The following is a 20851-nucleotide window of genomic DNA, read 5'->3' as shown; positions in this document are numbered from 1 at the left end:
TTATAAATGAGAGTATTACATTTGCTTAATTCCGATAGACTATCAGGAGCTGAAAATGTTGCTGTTGAAATAATAAATGGATTTGATGGAGAAATTGAAATGGCTTATTCATCCTCTATGGGGGCAATTGAAAAATCTTTAAATGAACGAAACGTTAAATATATTCCATTAAGAAATTTTTCAAAATCTGAGATTAAGTCAGTTGTAATGGGTTATCAACCGGATATTATTCATGCTCATGATATCCGATCATCTATTCAAGCGGTAAGGGTAGCAAAAAAAATACCAGTTATTTCACACATTCATGGAAATCATGATGATATGAAAAAAGCATCTCTCAAATCTATATTGTACATGCTTGCTTCATTCAAATTTAAACATATTATCGGCGTTTCCAAAAGTGTGGTTAATGATTTTAAATTTTCAAGGTTAATCAGGGATAAATGTTCAGTTTTATATAATGTTATTAGTAAAGATAGAGTTATTAAGGGTGTCAAGAATGATTCTATAGAATATGATTTTGATTTCGTATACTTAGGTAGATTATCTGAACCTAAAAATCCTAGTAGAATAGCTAGAATTGCATCAAAAGTATTAGTGAAAGTTAAATACGCAAAATTCGGAATAATAGGCGAAGGTAATATGGTAGAGGAAATGAAAGAAATCTTTATTAAGAATCAGGTGATTGATAGAGTTGAATTTTTGGGCTTTATGGCAAATCCATACAAGGTTTTAAGTCAATCAAACGTAATGATAATGTGTTCTAGATATGAAGGAACCCCTATGGCAGCGTTGGAAGCATTGTCGTTAGGCATACCAATAGTATCAACATCAACGGACGGATTAGTTGAACTAATTGATGATGACATAAATGGATATATCAGTGATGATGACGATGATTTTGCAAATAAAGTTAGCAGTATCATAATCCAAAAGAAACTATTCGAGCGTCTTTCAGCAGGAGCAAAAGAAAAAAGCATTGATTACACAGATATGAAAAAGTATAAAGAAAAAGTGCTGGATATATATTCAAAGTGTTTAGGCGGAAAAGATGGAAGTGATAAACTATGATTATTAAATTAAATACTTCAAGTAGCCATGTTAAATATCTATTTCTGATAGTGATGATTATTTTCTCAATGCTATCTACATTAATGGGAATAAATAATCAGCATGAACTTTGTTTTATTTTCTCGTTAATGGGCTATTTAGTAATGGTAATCGGATTATTAGGAATATTGAAAAACTATTCAAACATTACGTTGGCTTATGTTTTTTTTATGTTCTTATATACTTACTCTGGAGTTTTTTCAGTAATATGGGGTGAAGGCCTTCATAGAATTTTCAACCCCAATTATGAACCCTCAGTTTTCTTGATTTTAAGTAATTTTGCATACACAGCATTATTTTTAGGATTCATAATATTTTATAAGAATAATAAAAATGAAGAAATTCATTTTTCGACAATAGAAAAGAAAAAACGTCTAAATGATGTCTTAAACAAAGCGATAATATTTAGTTGGGTTGCATTTTCTATGGAATTTATTAATTTTCTCAGAGTTGGTGGCTTTAATGCTGTAGCATTAGGAAAAGCATACTATAATAGTAAATTAAGTCAGATGGTTCTTACTCTACCTGGATCAATGATGGTTACAGTATCATTTGTGTTTTTTGCGTTGTATTTAGGTTATAAGCGGAAATATAACTTTGCAAATAAACCTCTTAAGGTTTTTATATTCCTATTTCCCGTTACAACTGTTCTAGCACTGTATACGCTTCTAGGCAGGAGAGGATCATTTGTAAGTTTAGCGATAATATTAGTAGTAGGGATATATTATTTTAGACCCTTAAGACGAATTCCATTTAAAATCTTTCTTGGAGCCTTAATGTTATATTTCGTCTTGTCAATACTTTATAGTGTAAGAGCACATATAGGTTATTATTTATTTGAGCAGAATGACATAGTAGGACTGTTAAATCTAATAACAGATAATGACAGAATATTAAATGCTATAGTGCCTTCACAAAATGAATTTGGGGTTGCTTTTGGTAATTTTAATGAATACTACGTTTCAGGAACGAAGATTCTTAAGTTAGGAGAAACATATATTAAAAGCATATTGCTATTTATTCCAAGTTGGATATATCCTGGGGAAAAACCTTTGCAAATAGTTTATGAGTTTAGAAATATTTTCTTTCCATCTGAGGCAGCTAGAGGAGCAATAGCAAGCACAGGATTTTCATTTCTTTTAGAAGCATACATGAATTTCCGTATTTTTGGAGTAATTATAGTTTATTTTATTGTTGGAGTAATCTTGGCTAAACTTGAAAAGAACAGAATAAGGAAACAAGAATCATTATTTTTTCAATCATTTTACTTAAGTTCCATAGCTGTTATTGGAATTTTTCAACGAAATGCTTTTGGAGATATTTTCTCTGCGATTGTTATTTATTCAATAATTTTATTAATTGCTAACCTAAGGATAGTTGCTTATAAGAGAAAAACTGATACATTAAGTGACAATTGTGCAATTGAAAGGAAGGTGACAAATTCGTGAAAAAAGATAAGATCGTATGCATAATTCCATCTATCTCAACAGGTGGTGCAGAAAAAATGGTTATTGATTTAGCGAATAATATAGATTCGAAAAACTTTGAGGTCTATTTGATAAGTTTATATTCTAAAAAAAACAATGTATATGAAGATTTGATAGATGAAGATAGGGTTAGATTAATTTACTTAAACAAAAAGAGTGGAATTGATGTTAAGACTTTTATAAAACTTTTCAATGAACTTAAAAAAATTAAACCTTCTGTTATCCACACTCATCTTAATGCAGCAATTTACTCCATACCATGGAAAGTCTTTAATGCGAATGTAGGATGGATTCATACTATTCATAATGAAGCTTCAAAAGAAATGCCACGTCTATACTTAGGCGTTATGAAATTAATGTACAAAAGAGGAATAGCAACACCTATTGCAATATCAAATCTGATAAAAAATTCAATTAAGGATTATTACGGGATTTCTGACAAGATAATTCCATTAATATATAACTGTATTGATACGAAATATTTTAAACCTAATCATGATAACGATGAGATGTTTAAGAATAATGTAACTAAATTATGCTGTGTCGCTCGTTTTAGCTATCAAAAAAATCATTCTTTGTTGTTGGAGGCCTTTTCAATAGCACTTAAGCAAGTTAGTGATTTAGAACTAACGCTTGTTGGAGATGGTGAGTTACGTACAGAAATTGAGGAAAAAATAGTAGCTCTGAGTATTGGCGATAAAGTAAAACTCGTTGGCAACACTAACAATGTTGTAAAATATCTTCAACAATCTGATTTATTTATACTGTCCTCAAGATATGAAGGTTTACCATTATCAGTTCTTGAGGCTATGGCTACTGGACTAGGGATAATAGCACCTGAAGTAGGAGGGATTCCCGATGTAGTTAGTAGCGGAGAAGAAGGCATATTAGTAAAGCCAAATGATTTACAATCGCTTAGTTCTGCGATTGTTACTTTAGCGACTAATCATCAACTACTATCTAGAATGAAAGAAAATGCCTACAGAAAATCCAAAGATTTCGATGTTAAAATTATGAGTAAATTATATGAAGAAGAGTACCATACATGTGTTAAGCTTAAAAATTAAATTGATAGGAAGGGAGGGGTGATGATGTCTAAGATTGTTTTTATGGCAAGTACAACGTATTTTACAAAAAAAGAATTTAGAGACTTATTTGTGGAACAGTTGAATAATTATTATGAGATCGAATTGTGGTCAATATTAAAATTATATAGTGGAATTTATGAAAAGTATAAAGATGTTGATTTTCCAGATAAGATAAAAGAAGTAATTAATATTAGTAATTATGAAGAGTTGGAGAATAGATTAGTTGACATTGGACCGAACCCTATAATTATAACATCGTATTTTTATCCTAATGAGAATCCTAGGGTATTTGAAATTATCAAAAAACATAATGGGATAATAATAGATGTAGATAAGGATGGTTTAGCCACTTATATTAGAAAGAAAGGACAAATTTTTTCAAAAGATGGAGCTGTAGTTGATAGAATTAAAGCACTTTTAAGCTCGAACAAACCTTTAAGAAAAATTTATTATAAATTCCATTATAAAGGGTTATTAAATGATTATTGCTTGACACCTCCTAAACTGACATATTCACCAGCAAAAAAATATATACCAATGCATCACATTAAGTATGATGAGCATTTAAGTGTACAAGATGAAAAACGATTATTAAAAAATAAATATGCAGTATTTCTAGATTCTAAAATACCTTATTTATCAGATATTTTGATACTTAGAGGTGAAGAGAGTGTTGAACCTAAAAAATATTTTTCTTTATTAAATAAATTGTTTGATTATGTGGAAAATGAGTTGAATGTTGAAGTAATTATTGCTTCTCATCCTAAAGTTGATTACAATGAGGAACAATTTAACGGAAGAAAGATCATAAAATACAAAACAGCGAATTTAGTAAAATTTTCTGAATTTGTAATGACACATGACTCAACCTCAACTATGAACGCAGTATTAGCATACAAGCCAATTGTTTTTTTATACTATAATGAAATGTTAGAAAAAGGAACAAGAGATTGGGCTTTGGCTACTATTGAATATTCTAAGTTATTAGGGTCCACTCTCGTAGATATTGAAAAACAATCAAATTTTAATGTTGTACTAGACAGAACAAGATATCGAAGATTTATATATAATTATTTAGTTAACAAAATGGAAAAGAATAAATCAAATGTTGAAATCATCAAAAATTTCATAGATAGTATCAAGGATGAAAAATAATTATGAGAAGATTAGTGTCTATTTTGCGAAATAATAAAATTATTAAAGCTGGAAGCTGGTATACATTTACAAATTTTTTTGTGAAAGGGCTCGCATTCATTACGATTCCAGTCTTCACCAGAATCTTATCAACTGAAGATTATGGTCTTGTATCTTTATATAATACTTGGGTTATTATTTTATCTATTCTCATTGGACTAAGTCTAAATGAAAGTATAAGACGAGCGAAATATGATTTTCCTGAAGAATATGATCAGTTCTCTTCAAGTATAACTACTTTGACCATGATTATATTCTCTGCATTTTTTGTGGTATTTGTATTTTTAAAAACTTCAGTACAAAACATACTTGGTTTCTCAGATTTATTATTCTATATGATATCATTTCAAGCATATTTTTCTTTTATTAATGAACTATTGATTACTAAATTGCGGTATGAATACAAGTACAAGGCAGTATCTTTAATATCGATATTTTCATCAATATTTGGTGTTTTATTATCAATTTACCTCATTATGTATATTTTTGATGGAACGAGACATATTGGGAAAATATTAGGTAATGGAATACCAATAGTTTTCACAGGCATTTTTGCCTTATTCTATCTTCTTAAAAAAGGTAGAAGGTATTTTGATGTTAAATATTGGAAATACGGACTAGTACTTTCAATGCCATTGATATTTCATAATCTCTCGAACGTTGCAAATAATCAATTTGATAGGGTGCTAATCAATCATTATATAGGGGAATCTGCAACTGGAATATACAGCTTTGCTTACAATATAGGTACAATTGTTACTGTAATTGCAGTTTCTTTTAGCCAAGCATGGTTGCCTTGGTTTTTTGAGAAGTTAAAAAATGACGAAGTTCAAGTTATAAGAGATAGAGCAATACTATATAGGGACTCATTTACATTTGTATACGTTGTCATATTAATGATCAGCACTGAGTTAGTGAAATTGATGGCAGATTCAGCATATTGGATTGGATTAGATATTGTTCCTTGGATATTTATGGCACATTATTTTCAGTTTTTATATGCATTTGAGGTGAATGTTGAGTTTGCGCTAAAAAGAACCAAATTGATTTCTATAGGAACGGTATTAGCGGCAATGATAAATATATCACTTAATATTATATTGATACCAATATATGGATACATCGCTGCAGCGGTTGCAACTACTATATCATATTTTCTATTATTTGTTTTTCATTATATATTGACTTCAAAAGTAATTAAGAAAAGTATTTTCGGCATCCGTTTTCATGTTCATTCAGTCTTATATGTATTAATTAGCACTGCTTTTTTTATTATATTCAAAGATTGGATCTATATTAGGTTGTTGGGTATTTTATTAACATGCTTATTATTTTTTAAAAAAGTTATTAAACCTCATTTGCAAGGTTAAGTATACTTTGAACTTTCCATAGTATGTTTTTACGATGTGTGAAGAAACAAAAGAAGGAGAAGAGTGGATGGGCGAAATTATAAAAATTGATAAATCCAAAGTCATAGAGTATTTATTGCCGGAGAGATTAGATTTGGTAATAAAATATATGTATGTAGAAGCATATGTAAAGCAAAAAAATTACAATTATTGTCTAGATTTATATAAACGGCATATTGCCCTTAGAACAGGTGGATTCGAGGATAAGAAGAAATTGATTAATGATTATGTGAATGATTTTAACAATTTGATAGAATCCATGAAAATTGAAGGCTTTAACAAGAATTATCCTATACCAGTATCACGTAATAATAAAATAATTCTTAATGGAGCCCATAGGTTGTCTTGTTGCCTTTATTTCAATTCAGATATGTATGTTGAATTTTCTGATAAGGAAGGCTTGACATGGGATTTTGATTGGCTTGTGAAGAATAATTTTGATGATGATATTTCAAATATTTTAAATAAATATGTTTGTTTAAAACCTCAAAATACTTATATCGGAATTTTGTGGGGAGCAATAAAAAACAAATGGGAAAATGTTGAAAAAATTATTGGTGAAAGATTTAAAATTGTTGGTGAGAAAGATTTCAGTTTTGATAGATATGCTTTTGTTTCTATGATTGAAGATATATATTCATATGAGTTCGGTGTATTTCCATCGTTCAACATAAAAAATAAAATAAAATTTTTAATGAAATTCCCATTAGATTTTCGAATAGTTGTATTTAATATAGAAGAACCAAATTTCATTTATGAAAAAAATCAATTAATATGCAAAGAAACTGTGGAACTAAAAACGTTCATTAGACAAGAATTAAGTACTTTAGTTGATGTAGATAAATTTGCAACAATTCATACAACAGATAATGCAGAGCATAACATATATCTTAACAACATTTTGCTTAATAAATTTAACATTGATATGATAAGAAAAAGAAAGAATATTGAGTATCGAAAAGAGTTTCTCCAATGGTTAGAGGAATATATTTCAGTACTTAAGAATCATGGATTATCATCTAACGATTGCTGTATTGTGGGCAGTTCAAGTCTTGAAGTAATGGGAATTAGAAACTCAACAGATATTGATTTTATTTTAAAGACTAGTATGAGAGATAACAGGTTTCCAGATGAATTTGTAAAACTTTCAGATAATGTAGATATTGTCTATAAAGGATATCATTTACGATCAGGATCTGATATCAAATATACTGATAATGAAGTAATTCAGGAGTTTGATAAACATTTTTATTTCAGAGGGATTAAATTTGCATCAATACAAATTATTAGAGATAGAAAAGCTCATCAGAAAAGGCCTAAAGATCTTAAAGATATTATGCTGATTGATGAATTTTATAGTTTGAATGAGAGTAAGAATTTCAAGATTACTTTTAAATCATATGTTAAGAAGCTCAAAATGTTCATCCAGATATATATAGTATCTTATATCAAACATGGATACTTGATAAAAGTTAGAACAGCAATTGGAAATAGATTAACAGACAAACAAAAGAAATTAATTAAAAAAATCCTGAGAATTTGAAATTATAAATAAGATGAGAAAGAAGGCTTATATGGAAATGAAAACAGTTGCTTTTGTACCAATAAAATTAAATAGTCAACGATTACCAAATAAGAACATATTGCCCGTAGGAGGGCAACCCCTTTGTTGGCACATACTAGATACTCTTTCTAGGACAAAAGGAATTGATGAGGTGTATGTATATTGTAGTGATGAGAAGGTCAAAGAATACATACCCGATAAAGTAAAATTTCTAAAAAGAGATAAACAACTTGATGGGGATTTAGTAAAAGGATTTGATATTTATGATGCTTTTATAAAAGAAGTAAAGGCTGATATTTATATATTAGCACACACAACATCACCTTTTATAAAGCGGGAAACAGTTGAATCAGCCCTAGATAAAATGATTGATGGTGATTATGATTCGGCATTTTCAGCTCAAAGAGTTCAAACATTTGCATGGTATAATGGTAAACCAATAAATTATGATTTAAATGATGTACCGAGAACACAAGACATGGAACCAATATATGTAGAAACCAGCGGATTCTTTATGTTCAGAAAAGAAATATTCACTGAAAATCGAAGAAGAATAGGGTTCAAACCATATATTCAAGAAGTTGATAGCATTGAAGCGGTAGATATAGATACTAAAGAAGATTATGAGTTTGCTTTATTAATAAGTCAAAACATGAATAAAGGAGAGTAAATTATGTTCAGATTAATTGCGGGTCCATGTGTTATAGAAAATGAAGAAATGGTATTAGAGGTTGCAAAGGAAGTAAAGAAAATCACTGATGAATTAGGAATTGAATATGTATTTAAAGCTTCTTTTGATAAGGCCAATAGGACTTCAATATACTCATATAGAGGACCAGGAATGGAAGAAGGCTTACGTATTCTTAAGAAAGTTAAAGATACTTATGGACTAAAGGTAGTAACAGATATTCACGAGCCATATCAAGCTGAACCTGTTTCTAAAGTGGCTGATATTCTTCAAATTCCTGCATTTCTATGTAGACAAACTGATCTCTTAGTTGCTGCAGCAAAAACAGGAAGAGAAGTTAATGTTAAGAAAGCACAGTTTTTAGCTCCTTGGGATATGAAGAATGTTGTCAACAAGCTAGAAGAAAGCGGAAACAGGAATATTAATCTTACTGAAAGAGGGACTACCTTTGGATACAATAATTTAGTTGTTGATATGACAGCAATTATTGAAATGAAGAAGTTTGGATATCCAGTAATATTTGATGCAACACATAGTGTTCAGAAACCAGGTGGAAAAGGTGATGCTACTGGTGGTAACCGTGAATACGTTGAATATCTAGCAAAAGCAGCCATAGCGGTAGGTGCTGATGGTTTATTCATGGAGGTGCATCCTGACCCTGATAATGCAAAGTCTGACGGGCCTAACATGGTTCCATTAAAAGACCTTAAACCATTGCTGATAAAGTTAGTTGATATATACAATTCAGTTCATAAGTAGGGGGAGTTTTGATGGATTTATTACAAGAAGCAAGAAGAGTTTTTGATATTGAGATTAATGCACTTGAGTCTGTTAGGGACTCATTAAATAGTGATTTTTTGAAAATTATAGATGCAATTACCAACTGTGAAGGCAAAGTTATTATCACTGGTATGGGTAAACCGGGGCATATTGGAAGAAAAATTGCTGCAACTATGGCTAGTTTGGGCACCTCTTCATTCTTTTTACATCCGGCAGAGGCTCTTCATGGTGATTTGGGAATGATTGGGAAAGAAGATGTTGTGATTGCGATTAGTTATAGTGGTGAAAGTGAAGAGGTTACTAGATTACTTACCAACATTAAAGCAATAGGGGCTACACTTATCGGAATATCTGGAAATGCGAACTCTACATTAATAAAACATAGCGATATATCACAAGTGTTCACAAAATTTGATGAAGCGTGTTATATGGGATTAGCACCAACATCAAGTACGACAGCTTCATTAGTTTATGGCGATGCATTAGCCGTTGTTGCGTCCAAAGTTTATGGATTTAATGAGAATAATTATGGCTTATATCATCCTGCTGGCTCTTTGGGGAAAAAGCTATTTATAAAAGTTAAGGATATTATGGCATGCAAGCAGAATAATGCTGTTGTTATTCGAGGTGAGACTCTCAAGAATGCAATAGTAGAAATGGGTAAAAAAGGACTAGGTATGGTAACAGTAATCGATAGTAATTCACTTATTAGAGGTGTAATTACTGATGGGGATTTACGACGTCAATTAGAAAAAGGGGTTGATGTCTACAACTTAGTGGTAGATGAAGTGATGTCACAAAACCCTACAATTTTAACTGAAGAAATGATGGCTATTGAGGCGTTACAAATTTTAAAGCAGAAGAATATCTCAAGTGCCCCAATCGTAGATAAAAATAACCAATCAATCGGAACAATAAGATTACAAGATATTCTTAATGCGGGTATAGTACTATGAGAATTAAAATTTTAGTTATGGATGTAGATGGGACATTAACGGACGGTAAAATATATATTGGTTCAGAAGGTGAAATGCTTAAGGCGTTTAATGTAAAAGATGGATTGGGAATTTCTAAATTACGTTCCTTAAATATTATTCCAGCGATAATTACTGGAAGAGAATCAGAAATTCTCAAAAGGCGATCAGAAGAGTTAAAAATAGAAGAACTATATCAAGGTGAAGAAAATAAGATTGAAAAACTTAAAGAACTTGTTGAACGCTACAGATGCAGTTTGGCAGAAGTTGCGTATATTGGTGATGATGAGAATGATCTCCAATGCATGAGAGAATCTGGATTTACTGGTTGTCCAGCGGATGCAGTTGATGCTGTAAAAAAAGAAGTGGATTATATTTGTAATAAGAGTGGTGGAGAAGGCGCTGTAAGAGAATTCATTGAACAGATAATATTACAAATATAGAGTCAAAATTGTAATTTAGGAGGTGACCACAACCAATGAACATATTAGTAACCGGAGGCCTAGGCTTTATTGGCAGCCATACGACAATAGAACTAATTAAAAATAACCATGAAGTAATCATCGCTGATAATCTTATCAACTCAAAGATTGAAGTACTTGACAAGTTATCTACCATAACTGGCATTAAACCAACGTTCTGTCAAATCGATGTGACGGATGAAGCAAAGGTAGAGGAAATCTTCAATAAACATAAGATTGATGGTGTGATTCACTTTGCTGGACTTAAAGCGGTAGGAGAATCTGTTTCCAAGCCACTCGAGTATTATTATAATAATTTGGTAAGTACTATGGTACTAAGCAAGATGTGTGTAAAGTATGGTGTGAATAAGTTTGTTTTCAGTTCATCGGCAACAGTGTATGGTGATCAACCATCTCCACTCAAAGAAGATATGGAACTTAAGAAGACTACCAATCCTTATGGCGAAACTAAAGCCATGAGCGAGAGAATATTAACTGATACAGCCCGTGCTAATCCTAATTTTGCTGTAAGTCTATTGAGATATTTCAATCCAGTAGGTGCTCATGAGAGTGGATTGATTGGCGAGGATCCTAACGGAATTCCAAACAATCTTATGCCTTTCGTGACTAAAGTAGCTAAGGGTCAACTTCCCAAACTTAGTGTATTCGGAAACGATTATGATACCATTGACGGCACCGGAGTTCGTGATTATATACATGTTGTTGATCTTTCTAAGGGGCATGTTAAGGCCATCGAGAATCTTAAAGATGGTGTTAACATCTATAACCTTGGAACCGGCAAAGGTACTTCTGTTTTAGAACTTGTTAATGCCTTCATGAAGGTAAATGACATCGATGTTCCTTTTGAGATTGTTGGAAGACGTCCGGGAGATATTGCTACGTGCTATGCAGACGCCAGCAAAGCTGAGAAAGAATTAAAGTGGAAGGCTGAGCTTGGCATTGAAGAAATGGTCAGGGATGCCTGGAAGTTTGAGCAGAATAATAAGTAGATCAGTAGAAGAAGTTGATCCCCAAAAAATCCCCAAGACACCATTCCTCCACATAAGTAAATTTTGGGAATCTTATACGAGGCGTTATAAGTAATAAGGGCTATGTACAGGGTGATGGAGAGATGAGCTGCTATACAGAATAAACAGATAGGAAAATAGGCTGGTATCAAGATCGGTAGTGACGATGATATTGCAGATAGGCCATGATTACTTTGACACCCAGATAGGCAGTGATGGTAATTTTTCAGGCAGTGATGGCAAACATCCCAGATAAGCAGTGATTCTGGTTGATCAGTTTGACACCATGATTAGCAGTGATGGTAACTTTTCAGATTGGTACTGACGGTTAATTTTCAGGTAGTGATTCTGGTTGATAAGCATGACACCATGATTAGCAGTGAAAGAGAACGGGCATTTTTAGAAGCAGAGATGTCCGTTTTTTTAAGAAGATAAGTTTACAGAATATTGTATTAATGGATGAGGTGTGGGAGGTGATATAGTGTACTCAATGACAAATAGAAAACCAAAAACATGGATTGAACTACAAGATATGGTTGCCCACTATTTCAATTACTCCGGTTATCAAGCAATCTCACCATATAAAATTGAAACAGTACGTGGTGAAGTAGAAGTAGATGTTTTTGTCAAAGCCGATAATGAATTAGGAAACCGAGTTATATGTGAGTGTAAGTTTTGGAATACACCAATACCTCAAGAAAAGATCCATGCATTTAGGACAGTGGTTGCTGATTCTGGAGCTTCTCTAGGAATTATTATATCTAAATTAGGATTTCAAGAAGGAGCAATATTAGCGGCAGATAAATCAAATATTAAGTTGTTTACATGGGAGCAATTCCTGGAATACTTATTTGAAAAGTGGTTTGCTTATAGAAAGAAAAGATTGAAAAACATTTCTAAGCCGTTATCTGTCTATACTGATCCCTACGATATACCAGCGGAGTTATTATCCAAAACTCAGCTTGAAGAATATAAAAAAACAGTTGTAAAAAATGCAAGTCTACATATAATGATATCTAACGTTGATGAAAATTTTTTATCGAATTATAAAGAGACCTTTGATGACAGTGTAACTACAATCGAAGATTTTTTTAATAATGCTGAGCAAAGGGTCGAAGATGCAATAATCTATTATAAAGACCTTTTTAAAGGAATTGAAATACCCGAATGGAAGTTTGAATGGTAACTTTCATATCGAGATTAAGTTATAAACTGAAGGGCGGTGCTCAATTGAGATTAAACTTTAAAAATTATGATGACTATTATTCCAAATGCAATAACTATTCATCTCATGAGTGTTCTAAATGTAAAGGGACAAAAGAAGTAGCTATTTCTGAGGGAACAGTTATTATTGCTGATAGGATTATGAATTTTGAAGATATTCCTGTTCTGAAGTGTACTTTTTGCGGGGCAGTATCCTTAGCAGACCACTCGAAAAAAATGATCGATGAGTGCTATAAGTACATGATAAAAGAAAACCATCTTGAAGGTAATCATAAATATAATGGCTATAGAAAAAAATTTGAGTATTGCCAAGAAGATGATTTGATATACGATCATAGGGATTACTATAGTATTCCTGGGTTATCAGTTGATTTTGAGCACTCAATAGAAGGCTTTTTAACCCCGGTTTATTTCACCAAAAAATCAGTCTTGCATTTCATGCATGACCCTGATTATGAATTTAGACTTTTTTCAGATACATATGGTCAAGTGGGATACAAAGATGAATGGATAGTTCCGTTTGGAATAAACTCTGAAGACAAGATAGTATTTTGGTTAGGTGATTTATCTTATATGGATAAGACAAGCTTGAACATATTGAAGCCTCACAATATTGAGTCTGACCATCAATTGACAAGATCTGAGTTTTACGCTGCACAACTATGCTGTATGTGGAGTGAACCAAATAGAGAGCTTCGTGTATGTTATAAAAAATGTGATTTTTATAATGCGGTTAAAAAAGCATATCATCTATCTTTAGAGCACCTTGAAAGTGAAATCAAGGAACAAATGAATAGATTTCAAAAGCCCATTGTAATTAGTGAGAAAACAATTGATCCGACCATTAATATGCTACACAAAGTGCTAATAGAAGGTGTGAATATTAAAGAGTTGAGAAATTTGTACTTAAAAGTAGAAGTTAGTCCTGCTGAAGGATATGAAGATTGGAAATCAATAAAGCTCTATGAAGGAATTCTGAAGGCACTCATGAAAGGTAATATTGAGAAACTAGATATTACATCCATTATCGGGCCGTTATATTTATTGAATGATTTGAGGCAATATTATGATCATTTGCTATCTAATGAAAAGCGGAACGTAATAAAAGAAAATATAATAAAAACATTCAACTTAGAATCATTTGAAGAAATTGACTCTTTATATGAACAGCTTATTGATGGTTTAAATATGCTTTTCGAATATTTTATCTTGGCGACAAATAATCAAAGTTTAGATCAATAGTTATAAAAAGGAGGCCTCCAGTCATGGACAAACATATCTTCACCGGAAGAATAATTTCAATACAACCCAGGATCCGTCTCACTAGATCCTTCGACGAGTCCTCCCATACATATCTCGGTTATGCCATTACTTTAGAGGGAGAGATTGATACTCAACACACGACTTTCTCCATCGGTATCGGCAAAGCTGCCCATGCCAAACATCAATTCAAAGTGAATGACGTTATCTCCGGAGAGTGCGTTCCAGTGCCGGATCCTGACACTGAGCCTACTGATTACTACAAAGTCTCTAAACTCAAACTCATCACCAGAGGTACCATCACTAACACATCATCACCTTGGGAACTGGTGCCGCCGGAGCTGGAAGTATACAGAGAAAGAGGACACCGCAGGCTGGCAGCTAGGACATATGACACGAAGTGTAACAGCTGCATGTGGGGAGCTAGGATGCCTGTTGAGATTATCATAGATAACTGGAATCCGAGAGGCAGGAAGAAATATAGATTTGAGACGTTCTGCTATGGGCCATTAAACTGTAAATTGTACAAGGCTGGTTCTAACCGGAAGGTGGAAGGTCGGAACGGTATGGTGTATGTCGAGGAAGATTGGGTTGATGCTATGAATATGGAGCATCGAGGAGAAAATGAGTAGGACTTTTCAAATGCACTGGGGGTGTAATGATGTGGAGAGATAGTGAAACAGAACTTGATTATCTAGACTTTGATTATCTAATTGAAACTGTGAGCAATATTATCAAAAATGATGACTTATTACCTTCTACTATAGGAGTTTATGGTGATTGGGGAAGCGGAAAATCCAGCTTGATTAACATGAGCATTGCTTCATTGAAAGACAATAAGGATACTGAGTGTATATATTTCAATGGATGGCTATTTGAAGATTATGAAGACGCAAAAACTGCCTTGTTGGGAAATATTCTAGACACTATAGAGCGTAACAGGACTTTAGGTGACAATGCAAAAAAATGTATTGCTGGTTTGTATAAAAGCATAGATAAAATGAAGCTAGTGAAAAATGCAATTAGACTTGGAGGAGCATTTCTAACAGGGGGATCAAGCGTTGTAACTGAATTTGCCATTTCTAATGCCTTAGATAACATGTTACCTTCAAAGGACGGCATAATCAAAGAAGATTTGATGGAAGCTATTAAATCTGAGTTGACGGATAAAGAGCTTCGTGAAGATATCAACTCATTCAGAGATAATTTTGATAAGTTACTAAAAGAGACCCAAATAGATAGGTTAGTTGTTTTTATTGATGAACTTGATCGATGCAGTCCGGATACAATATTAGACACATTAGAGGCAATCCGACTGTTCCTATATGTAGGAAGAACTGTATTCATTATTGGTGCAGATGAAAGACATATTTCTTATGCTGTTCAAACCAAGTTTAAAGAAATCGAAGGAACCGGTATTGACATCGGTAAAGAATATTTAGAAAAAATTGTACAGTATCCGGTAAGAATACCAAGGTTAAGTACCCGGGAAGTAGAACTTTACATATCACTACTTTTTATGGAGAAAGATTTGTCAAAAGAGGAATTTAAAAAGACTATTGAATTTATTGATGATAAGAAGACTAAGAATTTTTTTGATTTTCAACTTGATTATGGACTGATAAAAGGCTTTGATGAAGATATTGCAGATAAAGTAAAATTGAGTCTAGAGATATCAAAACAACTATCTTCAGTATTAGCTAATGGTTTAAATGGAAATCCCAGACACTGCAAGCGATTTTTGAATTCTATGGAAATGCGACTTAACATGGCTCAATACAAAACAATTGAATTGGATCGAAAAATCTTAGCAAAAATTATGATGCTCGAGTATTTCAAACCAAGAATGTTTGCAGAATTAGTAAGTGCACCAGTAGATCTGACTGGTAAAATAATAGAATTATCAACACTTGAAAACAAAGAAAGTGAATCTTTGGAAAAATTAGCTTCATGGAAAGATGATGAATGGGTAAAGTCTTGGTTAGAGATGCAACCTGCAATTGGTGAAGAGGATTTACGACCGTATTTCTATTTCGCAAGGACTACACTAGATAATCGATATGAGATGTCTAAGATGAAATTAAGTAAGATTGCTAATGATGTATTAAGAAATTTGACAGCTGGGACGGATTCAGGAATACGCAGTGCTTGTGATAAAGCAAAGGAAGTAAATGAGTATGAAGCTGCTTTGATCATTGAACATCTAATATCACGAATTACCAGCTCAAGTGATATATCGGATATCCAATTAAGATCATTGTTAGAATGGGGAGCGCTTAAAAAGGAAGTGCATACAGAAATTATTAACGGATTAGATGCCGTTAGTGGGACTAGGATAAAACCATCACATATACCAAGAGTAATGAACTTTGGAAAAGAAATCAATCAAACACAAAAAGTTGATGAAATTTTTGATAGTTGGATTAAGAACAATCAAGCTCTAAAGACTTTTATTGATGCAGAAAGGGGGAATTAATTATGGGTACTTCAAGTATTTTTGATGGACCAGTAAAATCATTGCTACCTAGTGATTATGACGATAACGATGATAACTATTCCCCAGAGGACGCCGACTCGCCTGAAGATAATGATGAGGAAAAGCCACAAGGAACTCCTTATAGATGGAAAGATGCAAAAGATGCGATGACAAGGTATGTAAAAGGCACCTCATCTAACAGAGGTAAAGTCATGAGTAGATATGTTGGAGCATCTGGTGGTTCAAGGCAGCTTTCCAGATCTTCAACTTCAGGAAAAAGTGCAGCAATCAATTTAGGTAGGGTTATTCAAGGTTTTAGAGAGAATGGTGTTGAAAATACGCTACAATCGTTACAAATTGATTTTGTTGGAAGGAGCGCAAAAGAAGTTTTATCAGAACTTGTGAATGTTATCTCCGGTAATGCAGACACAAAGGAAGACATTGCAGCAAGGGGGGCTTCGGGTGAAGCTATTTCTGAGCTATATAATATAGTTCTCGAAAACAATGAGGATATAGAATCATTAAGGAAGATAGACGAACCCACATTCAGTAAAGTTATTGAAGTCTTTATGAGTGAATACATCTTTAGACGAGTAATGAGTGATTTACAAAGCCGTTTTGAAAAGTATGAAAGTAATCCAAAAGAGGCAGTCAAGAAAGAACAGGAGCTTAAAAATTATATAAAAGTAAAAGTAGAGCTGAGAATGCGAGAAATGAAGCCAGAAAGTAAAGATTATCGCTCAAGTAGTATTAACAAAGAAATGAATAAATTGTTCCAGACATGTTTTAAAGCTTTCGAAGACTACGTATAAAACTAAGTATAAGGGGGTGCGCTAGATTGATTAATATTGTTTATAAATTTTCAAACTCTGAAGAGTATAGTGTCGAAGGTAACAGTATTACATGTAGTTTCGAGGATTATAGGTATACTTTTTGGAAGAGCAAATTAGAATTGCTGCCAGAATTCCCTTCAAATGAGGCTATAGATCTATTGGTAATATCATTAGCTGTATATGGGGCAGATAGAATAATCAAAAGAAAAGATTCATTTAATGCCTGGAAGAGAAGTATTCATTTGCACCTACCAGTGCTTAATTCAGATTTATTAGAAGAAAATGTGGAGTTGTTGAAACGTACGATTAATTTCCTTACAGGGGATAGTTGGGAATTTACATTCAGAGATAGAGAATTGACACTAGAGGAAATAAAGATAAGAGACCAGATGAGGCAAACGAGAATTGATAAACTTGACATCAATAAACTGTGTATGTTTTCAGGAGGTCTTGATTCGTTTATAGGTGCTATTGATTTATTGGAAGATGAAAGCAAGGATATTATTTTCGTCAGTCATTATGGCGGAGGAAAAGGTACATTAGAATATCAAGAAGCTTTAAGAGAAGAGTTGATTAAAGAGTATTCCTTATCTAAGGACAATTTTTATTCTTTCTATGCTGCTCCCAATGGTGGAAAAGAAGAAACAATGAGATCTCGGTCTTTTATGTTTTTCAGTCATGCAATTGCGTTAGCTGCCTGTTTTAAGAAAAGACTAGAATTAATTATACCGGAAAACGGATATATTTCATTGAACATACCACTAACTTATTCTCGAACTGGAACCAGCAGTACAAGAACAACTCATCCACATTATATGGAATTGTTTCAAGATTTATTAAATAATTTAGGTTTAGAGATCACCTTATATAATCCATATCAATTTAAAACAAAAGGTGAAATGGTTACGGAGTGCAAAAATAAAGATTTTTTATCTGGAAATATTATAAACACAATGTCATGTTCCCATCCCGATGTAGGGAGAATGCGAGGAGAAAGTGAGACCCAACATTGTGGAACGTGTTTGCCATGTATTATAAGAAGAGCAGCAATTAATTCTGCTGGAATCGATGATAGGACATCTTATTATGATGAGGATTTTTCATCAGGGAAAACAGCTAGAAAAAACTTGAACTCATATTTGCTTGGCCTTGAGAAGTTTGATTCTGAGAGAGCATACCTCGATATTCAAATGTCTGGACCTTTAAATTCAAATCTTGAACAATATGAATCAATTTTTAAGCGAGGTATTGCTGAACTAAAGGAAGTGCTGAAAGATTATCATGAGAATACTTAAATATGACACACATACGCATCTTGATCTATATGATGACTTTGAAACAAAACTCAAATATATCGAGAAAAATGAGATTTATACCATAGTGATGACAAATGTTCCAAAACTTTATAAAAAGTATAAAGACAAATACCCGAATTTAAAATTTACTAGATTCTCGCTAGGTTTACATCCAGAACTAGTCATTCAATACGGCAATCAACTTAAATTGTTTTTGGACTATTTACCTGAAAGCAAATACATAGGCGAAATAGGCCTAGACTATTCAAAAGGTATAATTGTAGATCAGAAACAAATTTTTGAAAGAATTATAGAATCTTGCAACACTTTTGAAGATAAAATTATTAGTATCCATAGTAGAAAGGCCACAGATAGTGTTATTGATATTGTTGGAGAAAGCAAGAATAAGATAATTCTTCATTGGTTTACTGGAAGTAAGAAAGAGCTAGAACGAGCTATAGATAAAGGATATTATTTTTCAATCAATAGTGATATGTTAGTTACAAAAAAAGGAGCGGCACTTATTTCAGATATCCCCTTAAATAAATTATTAATTGAGAGCGATTCTCCATTTACAAAACAAACTAGAAACAACTTTACTATAGACTATTTTGATGATTTTTATATGAATGCATCTAAAATACTGGGTAAAACTGTAGATGAGGTTGAGTTCCTGTTTAGTGAAAATTTCAGGACTCTACTTAAATAGAATAACTGAGATAAGGAATACTTAGGGAAAGACGAGTCATTTTAATTGGTGGTGAAGCTATGAAAGCACAGCTTTATTTAGATAATCGAATACGAAAAACACTGACAGAACCATTTGAGACATTTGCCAAGACATATGTTGAAAAAGTTATACCGATTTTCTCCTCGTTAGAGGAAGAGTCACAGGCTATTGCTGACGAGAAATATAATTCTCTTGGAAGGTACTTTAATCCTGAAAGCGATGATCCTTCAGATTATGCAGAGATGGCATGGGAAGCAGGACTTGAACACTATGAAAGTATGTCACTCATGCAGTACAATATGCGATTGATGTGGATCTCAACCTTATATCAATTCTGGGAACAGCAAGTTAGAAAATTTGTCTTTGAAGAAGTGACAAGGACACATACGTTTATAGATAAGAAGGGAAATGAGATTTCTTTTGATAGTTTCTTCTCCCGTGGAATCGATGATATAAAAGATGAATTTAAGGAATTTGGACAAGATTTAGAGAAGCTCAGTTCTTGGTCTAAGATTGAAGAGTTAAGGCTACTAGCCAATGTGATTAAACACGGCAACGGATGGTCTGCAACAAGGCTAAAGCAACTGAGGTCAGACTTCTTTGACTCAGGGATCATTTCAACTGATTTACTTGATTTATACAAGACAACACTTGGAGAGCGAGTACTGAATATCGAGGATTGTGAATATAAGATTTACTGTGATGCAATAATTCAATTTTGGAATGATCTACCTGTCGAGTTCAAAAATTAAATCCGAGCTAATTTTCATCTGATTTATAGAATAATTTTACAATAAAAAAATATCAAGTCCGATTATTGATGAAAATAAGACTCAATATCATAAAGTGTTTCCATATACAGAAATAGTTACAAGACAAATAAGCCTATCTATCAATAGACTTGATAACTCATATGGATTTGTTTATCTAAGCAACTTTATCATAAGTGTGGTATAAACCATTAAGTATGGGTTTTGATTTTAATTTTGATTCGGTTATCCTAGTGGGTTTGTACTTTGGTAATGGTATAGGCGTTTTACAATCAATGCCTTGATGAGTACGGTGAGTATTATAGTAACTGTTGACATATTCTTTTAAAACTCGATATAAATGGTCTTCATTAATAGGGATTATATGATTGGTTAATTCTTGTCGTATAATTCCATTTACTCTTTCAGCGATTCCATTTTGCCATGGTGAATAGAAAGATGTTCTTTTAGATTTTATACCTTTATTCGATAAAAATGTTT

The 20851-nt window shown here is 32.6% G+C and carries 20 protein-coding genes; 19 read left to right on the top strand and 1 reads right to left on the bottom strand.

The window, feature by feature from the left end; genetic code table 11:
- The first annotated feature begins 6 nt into the window (after window positions 1-6).
- The 19 genes from P0N36_RS01610 to P0N36_RS01520 all read left to right on the top strand — a co-directional run bounded on the left by P0N36_RS01610 (window position 7) and on the right by P0N36_RS01520 (window position 20353).
- Window positions 7-1071, top strand: a complete 1065-nt coding sequence (locus P0N36_RS01610) for a glycosyltransferase (protein WP_275841002.1) — start codon at window positions 7-9, stop codon at window positions 1069-1071.
- On the top strand, window positions 1068-2558 hold the full coding sequence (locus P0N36_RS01605; protein WP_275841000.1) for an O-antigen polymerase: 1491 nt from the start codon (window positions 1068-1070) through the stop codon (window positions 2556-2558). Before P0N36_RS01610 ends, P0N36_RS01605 begins: the two co-directional genes overlap by 4 nt.
- Window positions 2555-3664 (top strand): glycosyltransferase, encoded by a 1110-nt coding sequence (locus tag P0N36_RS01600; protein WP_275840999.1) that lies wholly within the window; start codon window positions 2555-2557, stop codon window positions 3662-3664. Before P0N36_RS01605 ends, P0N36_RS01600 begins: the two co-directional genes overlap by 4 nt.
- Before the next feature lie 21 nt (window positions 3665-3685).
- The gene (locus tag P0N36_RS01595; RefSeq protein WP_275840997.1) at window positions 3686-4840 is read left to right on the top strand and encodes a hypothetical protein; all 1155 of its coding nucleotides are present in this window, start codon (window positions 3686-3688) and stop codon (window positions 4838-4840) included.
- 2 nt (window positions 4841-4842) lie between these two features.
- On the top strand, window positions 4843-6249 hold the full coding sequence (locus P0N36_RS01590) for a lipopolysaccharide biosynthesis protein (RefSeq protein ID WP_275840996.1): 1407 nt from the start codon (window positions 4843-4845) through the stop codon (window positions 6247-6249).
- A gap of 67 nt (window positions 6250-6316) precedes the next feature.
- Window positions 6317-7831, top strand: coding sequence for a hypothetical protein (locus tag P0N36_RS01585; RefSeq protein WP_275840995.1), 1515 nt, complete (start codon window positions 6317-6319; stop codon window positions 7829-7831).
- 31 nt (window positions 7832-7862) lie between these two features.
- Entirely contained in the window at window positions 7863-8522 is a 660-nt protein-coding gene (locus P0N36_RS01580; RefSeq protein ID WP_275840994.1) for an acylneuraminate cytidylyltransferase family protein, read from the top strand.
- Between the two features lie 3 nt (window positions 8523-8525).
- Window positions 8526-9299 carry a 3-deoxy-8-phosphooctulonate synthase gene (gene kdsA, locus P0N36_RS01575; protein WP_275840993.1) on the top strand — a complete coding sequence of 258 codons (774 nt, stop codon included), beginning with the start codon at window positions 8526-8528 and terminating at the stop codon, window positions 9297-9299.
- An 11-nt stretch (window positions 9300-9310) separates the two neighbouring features.
- Complete coding sequence (locus P0N36_RS01570) at window positions 9311-10276, top strand: KpsF/GutQ family sugar-phosphate isomerase (protein WP_275840992.1); 966 nt, start codon at window positions 9311-9313, stop codon at window positions 10274-10276.
- The gene (locus tag P0N36_RS01565) at window positions 10273-10737 is read left to right on the top strand and encodes a KdsC family phosphatase (RefSeq protein ID WP_275840991.1); all 465 of its coding nucleotides are present in this window, start codon (window positions 10273-10275) and stop codon (window positions 10735-10737) included. Before P0N36_RS01570 ends, P0N36_RS01565 begins: the two co-directional genes overlap by 4 nt.
- Before the next feature lie 35 nt (window positions 10738-10772).
- Window positions 10773-11765 carry a UDP-glucose 4-epimerase GalE gene (gene galE, locus P0N36_RS01560; RefSeq protein ID WP_275840990.1) on the top strand — a complete coding sequence of 331 codons (993 nt, stop codon included), beginning with the start codon at window positions 10773-10775 and terminating at the stop codon, window positions 11763-11765.
- Window positions 11766-12273: 508 nt separating this feature from the next.
- Window positions 12274-12969: a restriction endonuclease gene (locus tag P0N36_RS01555; protein WP_275840989.1), complete on the top strand. Its 696-nt coding sequence runs from the start codon at window positions 12274-12276 to the stop codon at window positions 12967-12969.
- A 44-nt stretch (window positions 12970-13013) separates the two neighbouring features.
- On the top strand, window positions 13014-14249 hold the full coding sequence (locus tag P0N36_RS01550) for a hypothetical protein (RefSeq protein ID WP_275840988.1): 1236 nt from the start codon (window positions 13014-13016) through the stop codon (window positions 14247-14249).
- Between the two features lie 23 nt (window positions 14250-14272).
- Window positions 14273-14899, top strand: coding sequence for a hypothetical protein (locus P0N36_RS01545; protein ID WP_275840985.1), 627 nt, complete (start codon window positions 14273-14275; stop codon window positions 14897-14899).
- Between the two features lie 26 nt (window positions 14900-14925).
- Window positions 14926-16743, top strand: coding sequence for a KAP family P-loop NTPase fold protein (locus P0N36_RS01540; RefSeq protein ID WP_275840982.1), 1818 nt, complete (start codon window positions 14926-14928; stop codon window positions 16741-16743).
- A 2-nt stretch (window positions 16744-16745) separates the two neighbouring features.
- Complete coding sequence (qatB, locus tag P0N36_RS01535; protein ID WP_275840980.1) at window positions 16746-17555, top strand: Qat anti-phage system associated protein QatB; 810 nt, start codon at window positions 16746-16748, stop codon at window positions 17553-17555.
- A 26-nt stretch (window positions 17556-17581) separates the two neighbouring features.
- Entirely contained in the window at window positions 17582-18871 is a 1290-nt protein-coding gene (qatC, locus tag P0N36_RS01530; RefSeq protein WP_275840978.1) for a Qat anti-phage system QueC-like protein QatC, read from the top strand.
- Window positions 18858-19580, top strand: coding sequence for a Qat anti-phage system TatD family nuclease QatD (gene qatD, locus P0N36_RS01525; RefSeq protein WP_275840976.1), 723 nt, complete (start codon window positions 18858-18860; stop codon window positions 19578-19580). Before qatC ends, qatD begins: the two co-directional genes overlap by 14 nt.
- A 59-nt stretch (window positions 19581-19639) precedes the next feature.
- A complete protein-coding gene (locus P0N36_RS01520; protein ID WP_275840975.1) occupies window positions 19640-20353 on the top strand; it encodes a hypothetical protein in 714 nt (237 codons plus the stop codon).
- A 175-nt stretch (window positions 20354-20528) separates the two neighbouring features.
- On the opposite strand, the gene P0N36_RS15710 is transcribed toward P0N36_RS01520, so the two are convergent.
- Window positions 20529-20828 carry an integrase core domain-containing protein gene (locus tag P0N36_RS15710; RefSeq protein ID WP_275841104.1) on the bottom strand — a complete coding sequence of 100 codons (300 nt, stop codon included), beginning with the start codon at window positions 20826-20828 and terminating at the stop codon, window positions 20529-20531.
- Window positions 20829-20851: the final 23 nt, after the last annotated feature.

It is taken from the genome of Petrocella sp. FN5 (assembly GCF_029210395.1).
Classification (GTDB): Bacteria; Bacillota; Clostridia; order Lachnospirales; family Vallitaleaceae; genus Petrocella.
This window is presented reverse-complemented; position numbering and strand designations above follow the sequence as displayed.

Coding starts and splice junctions, on each gene's coding strand:
- P0N36_RS01610 (WP_275841002.1), top strand. CDS start 7: ATGAGAGTATTACATTTGCTTAATTCCGATAGACTATCAGGAGCTGAA.
- P0N36_RS01605 (WP_275841000.1), top strand. CDS start 1,068: ATGATTATTAAATTAAATACTTCAAGTAGCCATGTTAAATATCTATTT.
- P0N36_RS01595 (WP_275840997.1), top strand. CDS start 3,686: ATGATGTCTAAGATTGTTTTTATGGCAAGTACAACGTATTTTACAAAA.
- P0N36_RS01590 (WP_275840996.1), top strand. CDS start 4,843: ATGAGAAGATTAGTGTCTATTTTGCGAAATAATAAAATTATTAAAGCT.
- P0N36_RS01585 (WP_275840995.1), top strand. CDS start 6,317: ATGGGCGAAATTATAAAAATTGATAAATCCAAAGTCATAGAGTATTTA.
- P0N36_RS01580 (WP_275840994.1), top strand. CDS start 7,863: ATGGAAATGAAAACAGTTGCTTTTGTACCAATAAAATTAAATAGTCAA.
- kdsA (WP_275840993.1), top strand. CDS start 8,526: ATGTTCAGATTAATTGCGGGTCCATGTGTTATAGAAAATGAAGAAATG.
- P0N36_RS01570 (WP_275840992.1), top strand. CDS start 9,311: ATGGATTTATTACAAGAAGCAAGAAGAGTTTTTGATATTGAGATTAAT.
- P0N36_RS01565 (WP_275840991.1), top strand. CDS start 10,273: ATGAGAATTAAAATTTTAGTTATGGATGTAGATGGGACATTAACGGAC.
- galE (WP_275840990.1), top strand. CDS start 10,773: ATGAACATATTAGTAACCGGAGGCCTAGGCTTTATTGGCAGCCATACG.
- P0N36_RS01555 (WP_275840989.1), top strand. CDS start 12,274: ATGACAAATAGAAAACCAAAAACATGGATTGAACTACAAGATATGGTT.
- P0N36_RS01545 (WP_275840985.1), top strand. CDS start 14,273: ATGGACAAACATATCTTCACCGGAAGAATAATTTCAATACAACCCAGG.
- P0N36_RS01540 (WP_275840982.1), top strand. CDS start 14,926: ATGATGTGGAGAGATAGTGAAACAGAACTTGATTATCTAGACTTTGAT.
- qatB (WP_275840980.1), top strand. CDS start 16,746: ATGGGTACTTCAAGTATTTTTGATGGACCAGTAAAATCATTGCTACCT.
- qatD (WP_275840976.1), top strand. CDS start 18,858: ATGAGAATACTTAAATATGACACACATACGCATCTTGATCTATATGAT.
- P0N36_RS01520 (WP_275840975.1), top strand. CDS start 19,640: ATGAAAGCACAGCTTTATTTAGATAATCGAATACGAAAAACACTGACA.